Genomic DNA, 17335 nt, shown 5'->3' on the forward strand with positions numbered 1-17335 from the left:
AGTGTCATGAATTCGACATAACATGCCCGCAGAATCCCACCGCTGGAGTAGTCATGTTCGGTACCGTTCGCACCCGAATCCTGTGCTTTGCTTTTCTCTCGGTCTTTGCTCTGGCAGGGCTGGGAGCCCTGTCCTGGACCATTATTCTTAAGGCTGAAGAGGCTTCGAATACGCTGATCCGTACCAGCCTGCAGGAGTCCTGGCTGCTGGCGGATCTTGAGAAGGATCATCGCGAGCTGCAGGATCTTGCGTTCAAAATAAAAGCTCAGCTGCTGCTATGGGACGAAATCCAGCCAGCCTTTGACAAGATTCGTAGCAGATTGCCGGAACACTGGCTGGCCATACAGAGCAGCGATGGGCTGACTGTGTGGGCCGATGAAAATGGCGAAAAATATGCCAAGGTCGTGGCGCTTATGGATGATATGGCCGAAGGCATTGCCGAGAAAAGCTATTACAGCGTTGGTAAGGTGGTGGACTTTAATCTGTTTCCTAGCCTTGAGCCGATGTTGTCCGCCATGAATGAGCGCCAGATGCAGAGCCGGGAAGCTGTTTCCAGTGGCGCTGACGAGCTCCTCGCTTTCCTTTCGGACCAGCAGGTATGGCTCACATCCGGTTCGTTGCTGTTCCTGCTGGTGGTGATCGGAATGACCTTGTGGTTGAGGCAGTCTGTGATCCTCCGTCTGCAGAGAATGGAGCGGGATCTGACCGACATGGAAACCAACTCCGACCTGACCAGGGTACCGTCATTAACCGGTCGTGATGAGGTTGCGGGCGTAAGCCGGGCGCTCGGCGGCCTGGTAAGCCGATTCGAGCATTTTATCGCTGATATCCGCAATGCAGCGGGTGGGCTGGATGACCGTTCTGGTGCCCTGGATACTGGTGCCGAGTCCCTGCAGGAAGCCTCTGAAAAGACCCGGCAACAGATCCGGGATGTTACCCAGGCTATGGCGGTGATTGCTGATCAGGCGTCAGCGATTGACGGTGCGACAGCCCAGTCTGCCGAAACTGTGAAAGACGCGGTGGCCGCGAATGAGGAGGTCCAGCAGCGGCTGGTTGCCAGCGAGCAGGCTGCGGAACATACAGTGGATGTAATCTCCCGGGTGTCGGAGTCCATTCATACACTGAACGAATCCACCGGCAAGATTGAACAGGTGATCGGTGTGATTGCCGATATTGCCGAGCAGACCAATCTTCTGGCCCTGAATGCGGCGATTGAGGCGGCACGGGCCGGTGAGCATGGTCGGGGTTTTGCCGTAGTTGCTGATGAGGTCAGAACGCTGTCCCGGCGCACGTCGGAATCAACCCGTGATATCGGACAATGGGTACAGGATCTGGTTTCAGGCGTTGGCGGTGTTGATGGTTTGCTGGAAGAAATGCGGAATGCTGGCAGCCATAACCGCGACAACCTGGTTGCATTGCGGGACCACCTGGAAAGCCTGAGGCTCCAGTTTGTGGAGCTGGAAAAGCACAGTGCAGAAATCGGTTCAGCCGTGGTTTACCAGAGGGACGAAATTGGCCGGGTAGGGCGCCGTTCTGCCGTGTTGGACGAGAGTGCTGATTTTCTGATTGCAAACGTTGAAACCACCCGAACCATCAGTGAGCAGATTCGCCAGGAGTCTGTCGGTATGCGGCAGGTCATTGCCCGTTTCCGTACCGCCACCGACACCATCTGACCCCGACCAGCCGTCAATGGGGAGAAAAGGACTTCTCCCTCCCGGCCATAATCCTTACCATGTTGATTTCAGCAGGAGGAACTATGTCCGACGATTCCGGTACCCAACCGCAGCCTGACCCACGCCAGGAAAAATTCGTAGTCGATACAGACCTGCTGACAGAAGATCAGGTGGCCGGGCTGGTGGAAGAGTATTGCACCCGTTACCATGGTCTGAATGATACCGAGAATCCACTGGCAGAACGGGATCGTGTACGGGCTGCAGTCAAGCGTGGGGAACTCGTTGTCTGGTTTGACCCTGTGGAGAATACCGCAGGGCTGGGCGCTCCGGCCTGAGCATCAATCAAAGTACATAATTTTGATCACTACCTACCGTGAATCCTCGGTAGATAGTACAATTCCGCTGTTTTCGAAAGCCGTATACGAGGTGAATGTTGATCAGGGTACTGGTTGTCGATGACCATGAGCTGGTTCGCTCCGGTATTACCCGGATGCTGGCCGATAACCCCGACCTGGACGTCATCGGGCAGGTATCTTCGGGTGAAGATGCCATCGAATTTGTGCGCAAGGATCGCCCGGATATCGTTTTGATGGATATCCGCATGCCCGGAATTGGTGGTCTTGAGGCGACTCGCCGTATCCTTCGCATTGATGATTCCATACGGGTAATCGTGGTGACTGCCTGCGCGGATGATCCGTATCCGACGCGGGTTATGCAAAGTGGCGCTACGGCGTATATCACCAAGGGCGCGGACATCAAAGAGATGGTGCGTGCCATCCGCATGGCGCATTCTGGCCAGCGTTACATCAGCCCCGAAATTGCCCAGAAAATGGCGCTGAAGCAGCTTGGCGGTGATCGTGACGAAGATGGCGAACTGTCGCTCTTCGAGCGGCTGTCCGAGCGGGAAATGCAGATTGCCATGATGGTGGTGGATTGCCAGAAGGTTCAGGACATTTCCGACAAACTCTGCCTGAGCCCTAAAACCGTCAATAGCTACCGTTACCGCATTTTTGAAAAGCTGGAAATTTCCAGTGATGTTGAGCTTGCTCTGATGGCTGTACGGCTTGGATTACTGGATGCCGAAAAGGTCTGATCAGCCAGAAAGCGACATCTGGAAGTTTGACAGCAAAAGCTTCCTGAAACAACTCACAGAGCGCCCGGGCGTTTATCGTATGTACGATGAAGCCTCGGAGGTGCTGTATGTGGGCAAGGCCCGGAACCTTAAAAACCGCGTCAGCAGTTATTTCCGGCAGACAGGCCTCTCCCCGAAAACCCAGGCGCTCGTCGCGAAGATCCATTCGATTGAAGTGACGATTACCGGCAGTGAAACCGAAGCGCTCCTGCTTGAACAGAACCTCATCAAATCTCTGCGCCCGCCGTACAACATTCTTCTGCGGGACGATAAATCCTATCCCTATATCTATCTGTCGTCTCACAGTGACTATCCGTCACTGACGTTCCGTCGTGGCCGTACAAAGAAAGGTGGCGGTACCTGGTTCGGACCCTTTCCAAGCTCGGGAGCGGTAAAGGAAAGTCTTAATGTATTACAGAAGATATTCAGGATAAGATCATGTAATGAAAGCTATTTCAGAAACAGAAATCGTCCGTGCCTTCAGTATCAGATTAACCGCTGCACGGCACCATGCGTTGGCTATATCAGCCCCGAGGACTATCAGGAAGATATCCGTCACGCCACCATGTTTCTTGAGGGTAAGAACCCGGTCATCATCCACGATCTGATGAATGCCATGGAGGAGGCTTCCCAGGCGCTGGAGTTTGAAAAGGCTGCGGCCTACCGGGACCAGATCAATCACCTGCGCCATGTTCAGGAACAGCAATCCGTGGACAGCGAGGGTGGCGATGCGGATGTGATTGCCATTGCCCAGGATGCGGGGATTGTCTGTATTATCGTCATTATTGTACGCGGCGGCCGTGTGCTGGGTACCAAGGATTATTTTCCGAGGTTTTCCATCGAGCAGACCGAAGGCGAATTGCTGAGCGCTTTCCTTGGTCAGTATTATTTCGGGGGGAACACCCGTCGTGAAATTCCCAGAGACATTCTGGTACCGGTCGATGTAGATGGTCAGGCACTGCTTGCAGAGGCACTGACAGAAGCCGCAAACCGGGAAACCCGCATTCGGGGCAATGTAAGGGGGGAGCGCCGGCGTTGGCTTGAACTGGCGATGACCAATGCACGTCAGACTCTTCTGACCCATCTCGCGAGCAAGGAGACCGTGTATCGCCGGTTGCTGGCTTTGCGGGATTTGCTCGACCTTGCAGAAACGCCCTCAAGGATGGAGTGTTTCGACATCAGCCACAGCCACGGGGAAAATACCGTCGCATCCTGTGTGGTTTTCGACGAGAATGGGCCGCTGAAAAGTGATTACCGGTTGTATAACATTGAAGGGATCACCGGCGGTGATGACTACGCTGCCATGCGTCAGGTTCTTACCCGGCGTTACCGGCGCATAACGGCCGGGGAGGGCAAACGCCCCGACCTGGTTTTTATCGACGGCGGCAAAGGCCAGTTGAATATTGCCCGGGAAGTCTTTGATGAGCTGGGGATTTCTGATATACCACTGATTGGTGTCGCCAAGGGCGTCACTCGGCGGGCGGGTATGGAGCAGTTGATAGACGCCATGACCGACAACGTCTTCCGGGTTCCGGCGGACTCTCCGGCACTGCATCTTATCCAGCATATCCGGGATGAATCGCACCGCTTCGCTATTACCGGCCATCGCGCCCGTCGGGACAAGAAGCGACGCCAGTCAACACTGGAAGGTATTGAAGGCGTGGGGCCCAAACGTCGCCGGGAACTCATTCGCTACTTCGGTGGTATACAGGAAATTCGCAAAGCCAGTGTCGACGAGATGGCCAAGGTACAGGGCATCAGTAAATCGTTGGCAGAAGCCATCTACGCAGCACTGCACGACGAGTAAGGACAGCATGAATTTACCGAACATACTCACTCTTTCCCGCATCATCATGATCCCCGTGTTCGTGGTGATTTTCTATTTGCCGGTGGAGTGGAGTTATCTTGTCAGCGCCGCTATTTTTGCGCTCGCAGGTGCCACCGACTGGCTGGACGGATACCTGGCCAGGAAGCTTGATCAGAGCACGCCGTTTGGCGCCTTCCTGGATCCTGTAGCCGATAAGCTGATGGTGGCGGTCGCCTTGGCCGTGCTGATTGAAGAGCATGCTGCGATCGTCTTGACGATTCCTGCAACGGTCATTATCGGCCGTGAAATCGTGATTTCTGCACTGCGGGAATGGATGGCTGAAATCGGCAGCCGCGCCAGTGTTGCGGTCTCTTACATCGGCAAGATTAAGACAACGGCTCAAATGGCTTCAATCGTGGGTCTGCTGGCGTTTCCTCCCGGAGTGATCTGGGCCGATGTTTCCATAGCGTTGCTGTATCTGGCGGCCGGGCTGACACTGTGGTCCATGGGGTTGTACCTGAAAGCCGCGTGGCCTGACCTGTTTCCTGATAGCAAAGCCAGCTAGCGGCAGGTTGCAGCCCATTCGCTGATATCCCTCGCCAGGATTTCTCCGGCAACACTGAATGCCCTGGCAACCCGTTCGATATCGTCGCTCTGCACTCGCTCAAGGCTGCTGAAACTCCTGGAGCAGAGAATCGATCGGGATCGGTTGTCTACGATCTGGGCGTGCAGGGTGATGACAGCATTAGTGTCTCCACCGTGGCTTTCGGTATGGAAAGCCGTCACTTCGCTCACCAGTGTTTCATCCGCTTCTGCAGAACTGGCATCGCTGATGACGGTTCCAAAGCTGTTGCTTGCCCTCAAACTCTCCGTCAGAAGATCCCTGACCAGCACCGGTGTTGTCGTGCGCCAGCGCACTTTCCCGTAAACCCTGTATTCATAGGGTGTGGGCTTGGCCAGAATCCGGGTTCCGGTAAAGGGCTCCGAAGCCTGGGGTGTGTTTACGCGAAGGGTTTTATCCGAGCGAACTACCGCCTGGAAAACCGGCTGGGAGACCGACAGATCCATAACCCTCGGCGGTTCCGGGTTAGGAAAAACAGTACAGCCAGCCAGGGTGACAACCGCTGCCAGGCCCAGAGTTCGTTTTACAACGTGTGTGATCAATCCGATATCTCCTTGAAGGTTTCGCCTCCCCAGATCAGGCCAGAAGGGTTCTCCTGCAGGTGACGGGTGAACTGATTAAGATTCCGCAGGGTACTGCGCAATTCCCGCAAAGCAGGCGCGAGTTCGCCCATACCTTGCAGGCCGGAGGCGACAGCACCTTCGTGTTCCCTTGTCAGTCGGTCTATTCGCTGTGTTGCCGTGTGAATCGTGGCGAGGGCTTGCGTCATTGCTTCCAGAGCTTCCCGGCCCTGATGATCGAGGATGTCGTTGGCGTTGTCAGAAACCTGAGAGACCTTGATGGCGGCTTCCTCAGCCCGGATGGCTGCGGCATCAAACTGCTCCAGTAGTGCAATAAAGTCCTCTCGCTGGGCGAGGAGCGCATCAGAGGCCTCCCGGGTATTGGCGAGGATTCCGGCAAGGTTGTCGATGTTCGCCTCGGAAAATACCCGGTTAGCGTTTGTCAGCAGGCTTTCGGCCTGGGCGAGCAGGCTTTCTCCGTTATTGACGAGATTGCTGAAGGCGGAGGGTTCGGCCACTATCAGGGGTGGGCGCTGTTCGTCACCCGTCAGTATGGGGCTGTCTGTTGAGCCTCCGCTGAACTGGATGCTCATGCTCCCTGTGATATTGGCGAGGATCAGGCTGGCTTTGGTGTTTTCCCGAATCGGAATGGAGCTGTCGACTCTGATCAGCGCCCGCACATGGCTCGGGTCCTCGGTGTCGAGATTCAGCTCCAGCACATCGCCTACCTGGACGCCGCTGTACAGAACCGGATTCCCTTTCGCCAACCCGCTGACGGCATGGTCAAAACCGATCTGATAGTAGGCCCAGTCGCGATCAGCAGAAGATTTGCTCAGCCACAGTGCGAAGACCATGGCCGAAGCGAACGCTGCCAGGGTAAACAGTCCAATAATCACGTGATGAGCCCTTGGCTCCATGATCACTACTCCCGGTGATTATGCTGTAACAGGCCGTGGGGGCTGTGACTGGCTGCACGCCCCCGTGGACCATTAAAGTATTCCTGAACCCAGGTGTCGTCGGTGGATGCGACGCGGTCCAGTGTATCTGCAACCAGCACTTTCTTCTGTGAAAGAACCGCAACCCGATCACAACTTGCGTATAGCGTATCCAGATCGTGGGTAACCAGGAATACGGTAAAACCAAGGGCATCCCTGAGGGTGACCAGCAGCCGGTCAAATGCATCTGCGCCGATTGGGTCCAGCCCTGCCGTAGGCTCGTCAAGAAACAGAATTTCCGGATCAAGCGCGAGCGCCCGGGCGAGGCTGGCGCGTTTCACCATGCCACCAGACAATTCCGAGGGGTACTTGATAGCGGCTTCCGGAGGGAGACCCGCCAAAGCCAGTTTAACCCTGGCAAGAGCCTCCGCATCCGGGCGGGGCAGGTGGGCATGTTCAATCAGGGGGAGCGCAATGTTTTCTTGAAGATTCAGGGACGTGAAGAGTGCTCCGCCCTGAAACAGCACGCCAAAGCGCTGTTCCACCTGGGAACGTTCCCTTGCTGAAAGCTGTTCCAGGTCCTGACCAAAGACCCGGATATGCCCGGCAGCCGGTTTGTTAAGCCCGATAATGGTCCGCAGCAGAACTGTTTTTCCTGTGCCGGAGCCGCCGACAACCCCGAGAATTTCGCCTTTCTGGAGATCAAGGTCCAGGCCGTCATGGATAACATGATTACCAAAGCGATTAACCAGCCCCCGGACCTCAATCACCGGTTGGGCGCTGGAGAAAGTAGACGTGTGTTCGCGGGCGTTCTCGTGCATGTTTACCACCCCATTTCCATAAAAAACAGTGCGGCAATGGAGTCCAGCAGGATAACCATGAAGATCGACTGAACCACGCTGGACGTTGTGTGCTCGCCAACAGACTGGGCGCTACCGCCAACCTTGAAACCTTCCAGGCAGCCGATAACGGCAATCAGAAAGGCAAAGACAGGCGCTTTGGAAAGCCCCACAAGAAAGTGCCGCAGGGCGATATCCCGCTCGACGATAGCGATGAACTGGGCGGGGTAGATATCGAGAACCAGCGCGCATACCGTGGCCCCACCCACCAGGCCGGCGATCATGCCGACAAACGCCAGGATGGGCAGGCTGACAATCATCGCCAGGACCCTCGGCAGAACCAGCAGTTCAATCGGGTTGAGGCCCAGAGTCCGGATGGCATCCAGCTCCTCATTCACTTTCATCGCCCCGATGTGTGCAGTAAACGAGCTGGCGGTTCTTCCGGCGAGCAGAATGGCGGCCAGTAACACTCCGAATTCCCGCAAAAACGAGAACGCCACGAGATTGACCGTGTAGATCGTGGCACCAAATTCTTCAAGAACCGTCGCGCCCAGAAAGGCGACAACAGCCCCGACGAGAAAGGTCAGCAGAGCGACGATGGGAAGGGCATTGAGGCCGGTATCCTGTACGGCGGCTATAAACGGTGTGAACCTCCAACGCCAGGGGCGAGGCAGGGTCCAGAGCAGGGCGGCTAATGTCTGGCCGATAAACCCGTTGAGCATCTTCAGCAGCTGGAAAAGGCTTTCTACCCGTTGACCGGTTTCGGAGAGCAGGTTTATCCACCAGGGGTGCTTTTCCGCCGCGGGCTCGGTTCTATCCGTCATCGCAGCGCAAACGGTAGAGAGTAACGCGGCAGTTTCATCCGGTAACAGGCCTGGTTGCGCCAGTGTATTGCGGATGCGCTCTGTGCCCAGCAGCGAAACCAGTTGTGAGGCACCTGATGTATCCACAACACCCAGGCCGGAAAGGTCCAGTGACAGGTCTCCGAGGTTGCGTGCCGAGTACTCCATGACGACCGACTTCTGCGGCATGTAGCCGCCCAGCGTCCAATCGCCATGAATGGCCAATGTGGTATTGGTTTGGGTTACGCGACCGTGATTGGCGGGCGCCGATCCGCTTTCATCGGATGCTTGATTGCGGGAAGCCGGTTTCACAATACTTGCCAGTCTCTTGGTTTTTCAGGCTCTTACCGCTTAGCTTAGAGATTCCACACAGTATCCGCCAGCCGTTGCCGATCTTCTTCATCATGGCTCGCCAGGACAATGGCTGTACCCCGGGACTTATGCTGCAGCAACATACTTCGCAGCAGTGCCCGGGTTTCTGCATCAAGCCCGGTCAGCGGCTCATCCAGCAGCAGTAAAGGCTGATCGCGAAGCAGGGCACGAAGCAGCGCGACTCGCTGGCGCTGGCCACCGGACAACTCGGACGGCATGCGCCTGCCAAGCCCGCCAAGGCCCACTTCCCTGAGCCCATTCTCTACAGCCTGTTGTTGAGCAACTGACAGCTTCATTCCGGGGTGGATACCCAGGCCGATATTGCGCAGAACATTGAGGTGCTCAAACAGGTTGTTTTCTTGGAAGACACTGGTTATCGGCCGCTCCCAGGGCTTTGTCTTGAGCAGGCTCCTGCCTTTCCAGAGAAGGTCTCCGCTCCGGGGTGTCAGGAATCCCGCCAGCAGGTTCATCAGGGTGGATTTACCTGACCCGCTGGGGCCCTGAATGGCAATACATTCCCCAGGCTCTAACTGAAAACTGAACGTCCACGGCGTTTGTTCCGGGGCATAGGAAAATGTCAGGTTCTGCACATCAAGCATGGTTGGACTCTTTCAGGCGTGGAGACCGCCCAAGCAAATTGAACATTCCAAAGTTAGCCAGCAGCAACGCGATGATCCATAGGCCGGTACCTGCCGCCGAGGCTATCTGATAACTACCCAGTTGCTGGTACAGCAGCACCGGGAGGGTGGGTTGTGCGGGGGTGCCAAACAGCGCAATAACACCAAAGTCCCCGAGGGATAACGCCGTACCGTAGGCCATTGAAAGAGCCAAGGGCTTTCTCAGGCGTGGCCAGTGCAACCAGCGCCAACGGTACCAGCCGCGAATGTTGAGCTGGTCCGCCACCTTCAGGGTATCGCCATCAAGCCCCTGCAAAGGTCCCCGGAGCAAATGGACTATGAAAGGCAATGCCATCAACGCATTGATCAACGCAACAAGAGCAAATCCGTCGTAACGGGTGCCAAGGCTCGGCCTGAGCAACAGGAATAGCCCCGTACCCATGACGATTGCGGGGATAATCAGCGGGAAATGGGCGGCTATGTCGCACAGCCTCGAAATGATTCGGGATCGAGTTGAACCGGATGCGGTCACGATGAGCAATGCAACGATGACAGACAGTGCCCCTGCTGGTAACGCTATCGCAAAGCTACGAAGCGTGGCAGGAAGCAGAAGGCTTACCTGACCATCCCACAGACCAGGCAGACCTCGCCAGATGATAGCGGCCAGGGGCAACACCAGGAACGCTGAAAAAAACAGGAGCATCAAGCTGTCGGTGATATGGCTGATGCCGGTGCTGTCACGACGGCTCGGATGCTCCTGTGAAACCCTGTTGGGCATGAGTGCGGCATTGGTGTTGTGGCGAACTACAACCCACCAGAGTGAGCCACAAACCAGCAGTTGAACCAGTGCCAGCAACGCGGCCCGGCCAAAATCGAATTCAAATCGCAGGGCCTGATAAATGGCCACTTCCAGAGTGGTGGCGGATGGCCCGCCCCCCAGCGTCATGACAATGGCAAAACTGGTAAAGCAGAGGGTAAAAATCAGTCCGGCCAAGCCGGGGAGAATGCCTCGAATGGCCGGCCACTCAATGGTACGCCATAGCCAGAGCGACCCTAATCCGAGCTGACTGGCAAGTTTACGCTGCTGAGATGGCATATTTTCAAAGGATTGAAGCAGGATGCGTGCAGCCAACGGCGCGTTGAAGAACACATGGGCCAGAACAATCCCCGATAGCCCATAGAGATTCCAGTCCAGGGCTGGTGCCAGGTAACTGATGATGGGGGTAAGCCATCCCTGTCGACCATAAATAGCGACCAGGCCGGAAATAGCGACGATGGTAGGGAGCACCAGGCTGAGCTCCATCAATCGCAACAGCAGACTCCGACCGGCGAAGTTGCGGTGACGGTCCAGGGCCCGGGCGACAGGGATGGCCGCAAAGAGGCTGAGTGCAACCGAGAGGGTCGCCTGTGAGAAGGAAAATGCGATCACTCCGCGCAGATAGGAACTGTGCCAGAGGGATGTGATATCAACCCCGGGTGATTGCCAGATCAAAGCGCCCAGCCCCGAGAGACTGAGCCCGAGGATACCCATCGCAAACACGGCACCGGGCCAGGTCTGCCAGCCTGGATGGGAAAGGGGAGGGTGCATCACCGGGTCATGGCGTCCAGCCATTCATTGAGCCACCTGGACCGATTGCTCGCGACCTCTGCCGGATCAAAATACAGAGTGGTTTCAGGTTGTATCAGCTTCGAGAACACGCCAGGCAATTCCGCACCCAGATCAGTGGCGGGGTACATCACGTTTTTCAGTGGAATGTGGCGCTGGAAGTCCCTGGTGAGCATGAACTCCAGAAACTTCCGGCCCAGCGCTTTATGCTCAGAAGCCTCAACCAGAGCCGCCACTTCCACTTGCAGGTAATGGCCTTCCTCAAACTGTACAGCCTGGTACTGATCGGTCTTGTCGATTGCCATATGGTAAGCGGGCGAGGTGCTGTAGGAGAGAATCATGGGCGCCTCGCCATTCATAAACAGTGAGAAGTAGCCGTCGCTCCAGCTCTTTGTGGTCGTCAGAATCTTGTTCTTAAGCTTTACCCATTTCTCAGGCGCCTGATCGCCATACACACTACGCATCCACAACAGCAGTCCAAGCCCTGGCGTGCTGGTGCGGGGGTCCTGAATGATGATTTTAAGGTCGTCTGGCGCGTTGATCAGATCGTCCAGGCTTGCGGGAGGGGTTGGCAACTGCTCGGTGTTGTACACAAAGGCAAAGTATCCCCAGTCATAGGGAACGAAAAGCGAGTCGCTCCAATCGACAGGAAGCGTTAGCGCAGACAGGTCGATGTCGTGTGGTGCCAACAGCCCTGTCTGGCGGGCCGTTTCCATGGTGCCCGTGTCCAGCCCGAGCACCAGATCTGCGGAGCTGCTTGATCCTTCCAGTCTCAACCGCTGCAGGATGTCTCCGCCGCTGTCCAATGCTACCAGGTTCACCTGGCAGTCGCATTGTTCTTCGAAGGCTTCCGTGATTGCCGGCCCGGGGCCCCACTCAGAGGCAAAGGAAGGATGGGTATAGATCGTCAGTTCTTCGGATGCCTGAACGGAGGACACAACGCAGAAAAGCGCGGCGGACAGCAGTGGGGAAAGGCGGTTCGGCATGGCGGGTATTCCTCCGGAAATGGCCTGGGGTAGAGCCCACTGCGGAAGTCACCATGAACGTGGTGAATGCTCAATCCCTTCGCCGGTCCAAACCGGATCAGGTTCCGCGGGTATGGTCTCAGCCTCCTGATACGGAAGGCACCCCGTTGAGAAGGTGCAAGTGTATCACGGGTGTTGGTTGCTCTTGCATGTGGGGATCTGGGGCATCTGGCTAAACTTTGTTCAAAAACCCGCAAAAACAGAAACTTGTAAAAAAAGTGTTGACGGCAGGACCGGAATCCGTAGAATACGCAGCCGTTGATGAGGCAACACCTCAAAAACGAAGAGCGGGAATAGCTCAGTTGGTAGAGCACAACCTTGCCAAGGTTGGGGTCGCGAGTTCGAATCTCGTTTCCCGCTCCAATTTCAAGTCTCTCATTGCCCACCTGAGAGCACAAAGATCTGATCCCTTCGATCTTTTCCGGCGCGGTGGCAGAGTGGTTATGCAGCGGACTGCAACTCCGTGTACGCCGGTTCGATTCCGACCCGCGCCTCCATTATTTCCCTGACGTTTATCGTGAGTTCTCCAGCTGGATTGATTCCAATGCAATCGGTGCTGGCAGATCACTGCAAGTCATCTGATCACTTTCTTTCCTTATCATTAGCTCCTATAGTCTTCCGGCATGTTCAATCCATCGGGTTGCTTGATGCAGCGGTTGTAGATTCAAGGAGCGAATGCATGTCCGAAACGGCGGTCAGATATCTCACCATGCTCCGCATGGTCCCAAGATTCCCGAAGTCGATCACCACCACGGAACTGGCAGAGCGTTTAAATGACCGGGAAATGTCCGTCACAAAGCGCTCTATACAGAGAGATCTCGAAAAACTTTCTGCTTTTTTCCCGCTTCTCGTGGATACCGATGCGCGCCCGTACCGTTGGTCATTTGACCGGGAAGCAACCCTGGACATCATTCCAGCGCTTGATCTACCAGCCGCACTTACTTTTGAGCTCGCCCGAGCCTATCTCAAGCCCATGCTCCCGCCGCGAGCCCTTTCGCACTTACAGCCGCATTTTGAAGAGGCTCACAGGGCGCTTTTGCGGGAGAAAAGCCCACTTGGGAAATGGCCTGATCGAATCCGGGTAATTAACCGCGGCCTTGGAGGCCAGAGGCCCGGTATTGACGCTGATGTGCTAGAAACAGTCACTGAGGCGCTGTTAAAGGAATTCCGGTGCGAGCTCATCTACCAGGCCCGAAGCTGGCCAGAACCAGAAGCAATTCTGGTTCACCCGCTGGGGCTTATTTTTCGGGATCCGAATGTCTATCTGATCGGAAATATTGAGGGTAGGGAGGGTGTTCGGCAATTAGTTCTGCACCGCGCATCTGGCGGGCAACTCATTGAACAACCCGTGGAACGCCCTGAGGATTTTGATTTAGATCTATACATTTCTTCCGGTGCAATGGGGATTCTTCATTCCCGGGAACCAATCTTTCTGCATCTACGCTGCGATAAGCCAGTGCTCAATCACTTGATCGAATCGCCGCTGGGCTTTGACCAGGTGACAACGGACATCGACGAAAACACCTTCGAAATAATAGTGACCGTGGGCGATACCCAGGATTTGCGCTGGTGGCTCACTGCCCAGGCCCAGCACTGCGATATTCTGGAGCCGGCGTGGTTGCGTCAAGAGATTGCTTCGACGTTGGAGCGGGGCTTGGCTCGTACAGTGTAAAAAACGGAGCTTCTTTTCAAGCTCATGAAGCTTCTAACTAGCTTTGCGACAATGCTTGTCGCTTGGTTGGGGCAGTGTCAAAGTTCGATGTGGCGAAACCGATCGCTGTTCCAGTTATGGGGACCAGGAAGGAGATCAGAATGGGGAAAGATAAAAAAGAAAAAGAGCTAAGCCAAAAACTTTGGGTGATTGACTATATCGACCGTATGACGCCCTCAGACAGTTTTGAAAGCGCGCTTATGTCCTTTGAAGAGGCCGAGCGAAAGTACAACGCACTCACCGATGGTGGTGTCAAAAATACGGATAAGGATAAGAAATCGTTGATGTGTTACAGGTTGCGTCAACTCAGGTAGATAATTCTCGGTAGAGCTCTAGGGCGCTGCTCCCTGTCTCAGTACAAGCTCCTTCTCCTCATGTAGCTTCGCTTTGTCCGTAGCGTGTCTCCTTGATAATTCGATACCTAACGCATGCTGCCTGATAGCGACACCAGCTGTCGCCCTACTGTTGGATGATCTAAAAGTCCCATACAGGAGGAGCTAGATGATCCAGAAACCAAGCATAAAACAAATCTCCCGAGCTCTGTTCGAAACCGATCCGATGAACACCTGCTGCAAAGAGAATGGTTGCTTTGACGAATATCATCGTGTCGCCGAAGCTGTTTCCGAAAGACTTAAGCTTGGCTGCAGGTTGGAACAAGCCTTGATCGAGGAAATCTCTGCCTGGTTTTTTGATGGCGATGGATTCGACTCCAGCCGGCTACAGTCCACCCTGGACCTGCTGACTTGGGAGAGGGAATGATCGACGACTTCAAAACCGACCTGATAGTGCGAGTGGCTGGTCAGGCAAGGGACAACATTCTTCGTTCCATGGGTTACGGCAAGCCAACGCAGGCCCAGTTCGAGCGCCTTCAGGTGGTGCTGGATGACCCCGAATTTGGGTTAGGCCAAAGTCACTTTGATTTTAAATACAGTAGCGATAATTTTCTGAGAGCCTTGTGCGTGGCGGTGGGAATAAACGCCAAGGTTGCTGATGCGCGTATTCAGAAAATCAGATCCCGCCTGGAGGAAGAGCGCCAGGCATTCAAACCTTTTATTTGGGTGGACACCGGATTTGTGCGAAAGAGCCAACCGATTTTCGCGTTGGCGGTATGCGAACACCAGCGGTACCTGCATTTTCCTGAAGATTTCTGGCGGCTCTCTATTGATGAGCAGCTGGGTGTGGCGAAGTGTCGTGTTCAAGAGCATGTGTATGAAAACGGGAGAGAACTTGGAATCTGGGGAGAGATAAAGCAGTATTGGTTTTATTACGAAAAGGACGCAGCCTATCTATTGAGTCTGAACGGTGAGGTAATTAGCAGGCACGAGGGGCCTGTAGCCAATCAGGCGACCGGAGGCAGGGAGCTTGATGTCGTTTCTCGAGGGATTCGCAGAAATAACGAATGATGGAGCAATTTAGATGTATGACCTGATTGGCGATATCCATGGCTACGCAGAAGAGCTCAAAGCTCTCCTGGCTAAAATGGATTACCGTGAAATTGACGGAGTATGGCAGCACTCCGAACGCAAAGTGATTTTCCTGGGTGATTTCGTAGACCGGGGCCCAGCACAAATTGAGACTGTCAACATTGCCCGCAGCATGGTTGAGAGCGGTAACGCCTTGGCAGTGATGGGCAATCATGAATTCAACGCTGTCGCCTGGGCGACAGAGGACCCGCAAAACGCCGGCGAATATCTCCGGCCTCATAACGACAAGAACCTGAAACAGCACAAAGCCTTTCTTGAGCAGGTCGGTGAGGGCAGCGAACTACACCGAAGCCTGATCGAATGGTTCAAAACCCTTCCTGTTTATCTGGAACTACCTGAGTTTCGAGTCGTTCACGCCTGCTGGCATCCGGACCAGATCGCCGCTATAGCCGGCTACGTAAATGCAGACCACCAACTGCTGCCACAGACATGGGAACAGGCGAGCCGGAAGGGTACTGAGGCCTATGAAGCCATCGAGACCTTGCTCAAAGGTTTGGAAATTCCGTTGCCAGGCGATCATCACTTTTTCGATAAAGATGACAACAAGCGAACCGATATTCGCACCGAATGGTGGCGGCGAGGTGACCTTACCTATCGTGACCTGGCCATGGTGCCAGAAGATATTATTGAAAAGATTCCCCACACCCCGGTGGAAGCCGATGTGTTGCCGGGCTACGACGGAAAGAAACCGGTGTTTGTTGGACACTATTGGCTCAATGGAAAGCCGCAACCACTGAATGAGCATATCGCATGTCTCGACTATAGTGTCGCCGGAAAATCCGGAGGGAAGTTATGTGCATACCGTTTTGGTGGCGAGCAGTTGTTGTCTGCTGACGGGTTTGAGTGGGTGTGTACGGGTGATCGAATGACGGGAAAGTAGGTGCTTTAGGGCAGGAGAGGATGCGCTCACCTTGCTATGAAATAGCGATAAGGAGTGGGGATGAGTTGACCACTACACTTGGGTAAGCTTTGGCAGATTGCTAAGCATCAGGTGTGGGCGCTTGAGGGATTTCAGCCGTTTGATGTGGATGCTTTTCAGGTTTGGCGCATCCAAAATGTCCAGCGCAAATACATCGGGTTCATCTATTTCAAGGACTGTGCCCGGGAAGTTGGCGATGCTGGCACCGCCTGCGGTATCTCTGGTGATGTAGGTTTGATAGCTGGTCATTCAATCCCCCTTGGTTGCCAACGTGAAACCAGTATGGGGGACTGGTGCGACAATCTATGACGCTACGGAGTCGCCTCGTTTAGCTCTCGTTCTTTGCGAAGGCCTGTAGGCCAACAGTTGCTCGTGTTGCGCTCACATACCAAAGATCCTCGCGGGATGCGAAATCGCCACTCTCCATATCGACCAGGAAAACAAACGGCGATTGAAGACCTTTGTAACTACTAATGGTGCTGATCACGAAGTCCTCTTCGGGGAATTGCTGTTGCATTGCGCGGATACCGCCGCTTTTTTCCGGGCGATAGGGACTCAGTATGGCTAGCTGTTCGGCCTTGACGCCGCGTTCTTTAAGGTCGAGCCAGGTATCCCGGAGCTGCTGTGTTTGCTCATCGATTTTCTTCCAGGTGTGTTCCCGAACCCGTTCATTCGCCGCGGGCAGGTCACCAGGCCAATGAACACTGTGCTATGTTTTTTCATGGTGCTGCCCCACGATTTTACGCATGTGAACACGTAAATTGTGGCTCTGGCTGAGGCTATCCCACGAGGTGGGGGCAGCCCCTTAGTGGGGAGTCATAATGTCTATGAAAAGGAGAGCAAGTGATCATTGCTGCTTCAGTTTTAGCCGTAATTGCTTGGGGTTGTTCGTTCATAGAAATCTGGACAGATCTGGCAGGTTATACCGCTCATTTTGCTTTGTTCGGAAGGTCTGGTGCTGTTCTTACCCTTTGCGGCGTAGTTCTGGGATATAAGATTTCCACAAAAGGTCAAGAAGAAACTTTCTATTCACCCGGCGCCCCAGTTTCATTGGGAGATGTTGGGAAAGCAGCGTTGCTTGCGGATGGTGAAAAGAGATTACGATATTTCGCTCACATTACAGTGATTATCGGGACTTTGATTTGGGGATTCGGCGACTTATTGCCCGAGTTCGTTTCATAAGCAACCGTT

20 protein-coding genes, 2 tRNA genes and 1 riboswitch are annotated in these 17335 nt (G+C 54.7%); of the genes, 13 read left to right on the forward strand and 9 right to left on the reverse strand.

Annotated elements, in window-relative coordinates; all coding sequences use genetic code 11:
• The first annotated feature begins 53 nt into the window (after positions 1-53).
• The 5 genes from FWJ25_RS11025 to pgsA all read left to right on the forward strand — a co-directional run bounded on the left by FWJ25_RS11025 (position 54) and on the right by pgsA (position 5177).
• A complete protein-coding gene (locus FWJ25_RS11025; RefSeq protein ID WP_149600335.1) occupies positions 54-1673 on the forward strand; it encodes a methyl-accepting chemotaxis protein in 1620 nt (539 codons plus the stop codon).
• A gap of 83 nt (positions 1674-1756) precedes the next feature.
• Positions 1757-2008, forward strand: a complete 252-nt coding sequence (locus FWJ25_RS11030; RefSeq protein WP_149600336.1) for a YheU family protein — start codon at positions 1757-1759, stop codon at positions 2006-2008.
• 98 nt (positions 2009-2106) lie between these two features.
• Entirely contained in the window at positions 2107-2766 is a 660-nt protein-coding gene (gene uvrY, locus FWJ25_RS11035; RefSeq protein WP_149600414.1) for a UvrY/SirA/GacA family response regulator transcription factor, read from the forward strand.
• Positions 2750-4612 (forward strand): excinuclease ABC subunit UvrC, encoded by a 1863-nt coding sequence (gene uvrC / locus FWJ25_RS11040; RefSeq protein ID WP_149600337.1) that lies wholly within the window; start codon positions 2750-2752, stop codon positions 4610-4612. The genes uvrY and uvrC overlap by 17 nt, the downstream gene beginning before the upstream one ends.
• Before the next feature lie 7 nt (positions 4613-4619).
• Positions 4620-5177 (forward strand): CDP-diacylglycerol--glycerol-3-phosphate 3-phosphatidyltransferase, encoded by a 558-nt coding sequence (gene pgsA, locus FWJ25_RS11045; protein ID WP_149600338.1) that lies wholly within the window; start codon positions 4620-4622, stop codon positions 5175-5177.
• On the opposite strand, the gene FWJ25_RS11050 is transcribed toward pgsA, so the two are convergent.
• From FWJ25_RS11050 to thiB, 7 genes are all read right to left on the reverse strand, one after another.
• Positions 5174-5776 carry an ABC-type transport auxiliary lipoprotein family protein gene (locus tag FWJ25_RS11050; protein ID WP_149600339.1) on the reverse strand — a complete coding sequence of 201 codons (603 nt, stop codon included), beginning with the start codon at positions 5774-5776 and terminating at the stop codon, positions 5174-5176. The two genes, pgsA and FWJ25_RS11050, sit on opposite strands and share 4 nt — an antisense overlap.
• Positions 5773-6711, reverse strand: a complete 939-nt coding sequence (locus tag FWJ25_RS11055) for an MlaD family protein (RefSeq protein WP_149600340.1) — start codon at positions 6709-6711, stop codon at positions 5773-5775. The genes FWJ25_RS11050 and FWJ25_RS11055 overlap by 4 nt, the downstream gene beginning before the upstream one ends.
• Positions 6712-6716: 5 nt before the next feature.
• A complete protein-coding gene (locus FWJ25_RS11060) occupies positions 6717-7550 on the reverse strand; it encodes an ABC transporter ATP-binding protein (protein ID WP_149600341.1) in 834 nt (277 codons plus the stop codon).
• Positions 7551-7552: 2 nt separating this feature from the next.
• The gene (locus FWJ25_RS11065; RefSeq protein ID WP_149600415.1) at positions 7553-8599 is read right to left on the reverse strand and encodes an MlaE family ABC transporter permease; all 1047 of its coding nucleotides are present in this window, start codon (positions 8597-8599) and stop codon (positions 7553-7555) included.
• Positions 8600-8766: 167 nt separating this feature from the next.
• Positions 8767-9381, reverse strand: a complete 615-nt coding sequence (locus FWJ25_RS11070) for an ATP-binding cassette domain-containing protein (protein ID WP_149600342.1) — start codon at positions 9379-9381, stop codon at positions 8767-8769.
• On the reverse strand, positions 9374-11011 hold the full coding sequence (gene thiP, locus FWJ25_RS11075) for a thiamine/thiamine pyrophosphate ABC transporter permease (protein ID WP_246166766.1): 1638 nt from the start codon (positions 11009-11011) through the stop codon (positions 9374-9376). Before thiP ends, FWJ25_RS11070 begins: the two co-directional genes overlap by 8 nt.
• Positions 10987-11991, reverse strand: a complete 1005-nt coding sequence (gene thiB / locus FWJ25_RS11080; RefSeq protein ID WP_149600343.1) for a thiamine ABC transporter substrate binding subunit — start codon at positions 11989-11991, stop codon at positions 10987-10989. The genes thiP and thiB overlap by 25 nt, the downstream gene beginning before the upstream one ends.
• A 57-nt stretch (positions 11992-12048) precedes the next feature.
• Positions 12049-12147, reverse strand: a riboswitch (TPP riboswitch).
• 170 nt (positions 12148-12317) lie between these two features.
• Here thiB and FWJ25_RS11085 point away from each other — a divergent pair.
• The 7 genes from FWJ25_RS11085 to FWJ25_RS11115 all read left to right on the forward strand — a co-directional run bounded on the left by FWJ25_RS11085 (position 12318) and on the right by FWJ25_RS11115 (position 16105).
• Positions 12318-12393: transfer RNA gene (locus tag FWJ25_RS11085), tRNA-Gly, on the forward strand.
• Positions 12394-12453: 60 nt separating this feature from the next.
• A tRNA-Cys gene (locus FWJ25_RS11090) sits at positions 12454-12527 on the forward strand.
• Positions 12494-13702, forward strand: a complete 1209-nt coding sequence (locus tag FWJ25_RS11095) for a helix-turn-helix transcriptional regulator (protein WP_246166768.1) — start codon at positions 12494-12496, stop codon at positions 13700-13702. The genes FWJ25_RS11090 and FWJ25_RS11095 overlap by 34 nt, the downstream gene beginning before the upstream one ends.
• Positions 13703-13842: 140 nt before the next feature.
• The gene (locus FWJ25_RS11100; protein WP_149600344.1) at positions 13843-14055 is read left to right on the forward strand and encodes a hypothetical protein; all 213 of its coding nucleotides are present in this window, start codon (positions 13843-13845) and stop codon (positions 14053-14055) included.
• A 187-nt stretch (positions 14056-14242) separates the two neighbouring features.
• Positions 14243-14500 (forward strand): hypothetical protein, encoded by a 258-nt coding sequence (locus FWJ25_RS11105; protein ID WP_149600345.1) that lies wholly within the window; start codon positions 14243-14245, stop codon positions 14498-14500.
• Positions 14497-15144, forward strand: a complete 648-nt coding sequence (locus FWJ25_RS11110; protein WP_149600346.1) for a hypothetical protein — start codon at positions 14497-14499, stop codon at positions 15142-15144. Before FWJ25_RS11105 ends, FWJ25_RS11110 begins: the two co-directional genes overlap by 4 nt.
• 13 nt (positions 15145-15157) lie before the next feature.
• Positions 15158-16105: a metallophosphoesterase gene (locus FWJ25_RS11115; RefSeq protein WP_149600347.1), complete on the forward strand. Its 948-nt coding sequence runs from the start codon at positions 15158-15160 to the stop codon at positions 16103-16105.
• Positions 16106-16177: 72 nt separating this feature from the next.
• Here the strand turns inward: FWJ25_RS11115 and FWJ25_RS11120 are convergent, their stop codons facing one another.
• Entirely contained in the window at positions 16178-16393 is a 216-nt protein-coding gene (locus tag FWJ25_RS11120) for a hypothetical protein (protein ID WP_149600348.1), read from the reverse strand.
• Positions 16394-16472: 79 nt separating this feature from the next.
• Complete coding sequence (locus FWJ25_RS11125; RefSeq protein ID WP_149600349.1) at positions 16473-16661, reverse strand: ATP-binding domain-containing protein; 189 nt, start codon at positions 16659-16661, stop codon at positions 16473-16475.
• 326 nt (positions 16662-16987) lie between these two features.
• On the opposite strand from FWJ25_RS11125, the gene FWJ25_RS11130 reads away from it, so the two are divergent.
• A complete protein-coding gene (locus tag FWJ25_RS11130) occupies positions 16988-17326 on the forward strand; it encodes a hypothetical protein (RefSeq protein ID WP_149600350.1) in 339 nt (112 codons plus the stop codon).
• The last annotated feature ends 9 nt before the right edge of the window (positions 17327-17335 follow it).

The organism is Marinobacter salinexigens, assembly GCF_008370345.1.
Taxonomy (GTDB): Bacteria; Pseudomonadota; Gammaproteobacteria; order Pseudomonadales; family Oleiphilaceae; genus Marinobacter; species Marinobacter salinexigens.

Bases quoted from the DNA above. Each gene is read 5' to 3' on its own strand.
- FWJ25_RS11120 (WP_149600348.1), bottom strand. From the start codon at position 16,393: ATGACCAGCTATCAAACCTACATCACCAGAGATACCGCAGGCGGTGCC.
- uvrC (WP_149600337.1), top strand. From the start codon at position 2,750: ATGCCGAAAAGGTCTGATCAGCCAGAAAGCGACATCTGGAAGTTTGAC.
- FWJ25_RS11115 (WP_149600347.1), top strand. From the start codon at position 15,158: ATGTATGACCTGATTGGCGATATCCATGGCTACGCAGAAGAGCTCAAA.
- thiP (WP_246166766.1), bottom strand. From the start codon at position 11,011: ATGGCTGGACGCCATGACCCGGTGATGCACCCTCCCCTTTCCCATCCA.
- FWJ25_RS11025 (WP_149600335.1), top strand. From the start codon at position 54: ATGTTCGGTACCGTTCGCACCCGAATCCTGTGCTTTGCTTTTCTCTCG.
- FWJ25_RS11100 (WP_149600344.1), top strand. From the start codon at position 13,843: ATGGGGAAAGATAAAAAAGAAAAAGAGCTAAGCCAAAAACTTTGGGTG.
- FWJ25_RS11110 (WP_149600346.1), top strand. From the start codon at position 14,497: ATGATCGACGACTTCAAAACCGACCTGATAGTGCGAGTGGCTGGTCAG.
- FWJ25_RS11030 (WP_149600336.1), top strand. From the start codon at position 1,757: ATGTCCGACGATTCCGGTACCCAACCGCAGCCTGACCCACGCCAGGAA.
- pgsA (WP_149600338.1), top strand. From the start codon at position 4,620: ATGAATTTACCGAACATACTCACTCTTTCCCGCATCATCATGATCCCC.
- FWJ25_RS11065 (WP_149600415.1), bottom strand. From the start codon at position 8,599: ATGCCGCAGAAGTCGGTCGTCATGGAGTACTCGGCACGCAACCTCGGA.
- FWJ25_RS11070 (WP_149600342.1), bottom strand. From the start codon at position 9,381: ATGCTTGATGTGCAGAACCTGACATTTTCCTATGCCCCGGAACAAACG.
- thiB (WP_149600343.1), bottom strand. From the start codon at position 11,991: ATGCCGAACCGCCTTTCCCCACTGCTGTCCGCCGCGCTTTTCTGCGTT.
- FWJ25_RS11125 (WP_149600349.1), bottom strand. From the start codon at position 16,661: ATGCAACAGCAATTCCCCGAAGAGGACTTCGTGATCAGCACCATTAGT.
- FWJ25_RS11055 (WP_149600340.1), bottom strand. From the start codon at position 6,711: ATGGAGCCAAGGGCTCATCACGTGATTATTGGACTGTTTACCCTGGCA.
- FWJ25_RS11060 (WP_149600341.1), bottom strand. From the start codon at position 7,550: ATGCACGAGAACGCCCGCGAACACACGTCTACTTTCTCCAGCGCCCAA.
- FWJ25_RS11105 (WP_149600345.1), top strand. From the start codon at position 14,243: ATGATCCAGAAACCAAGCATAAAACAAATCTCCCGAGCTCTGTTCGAA.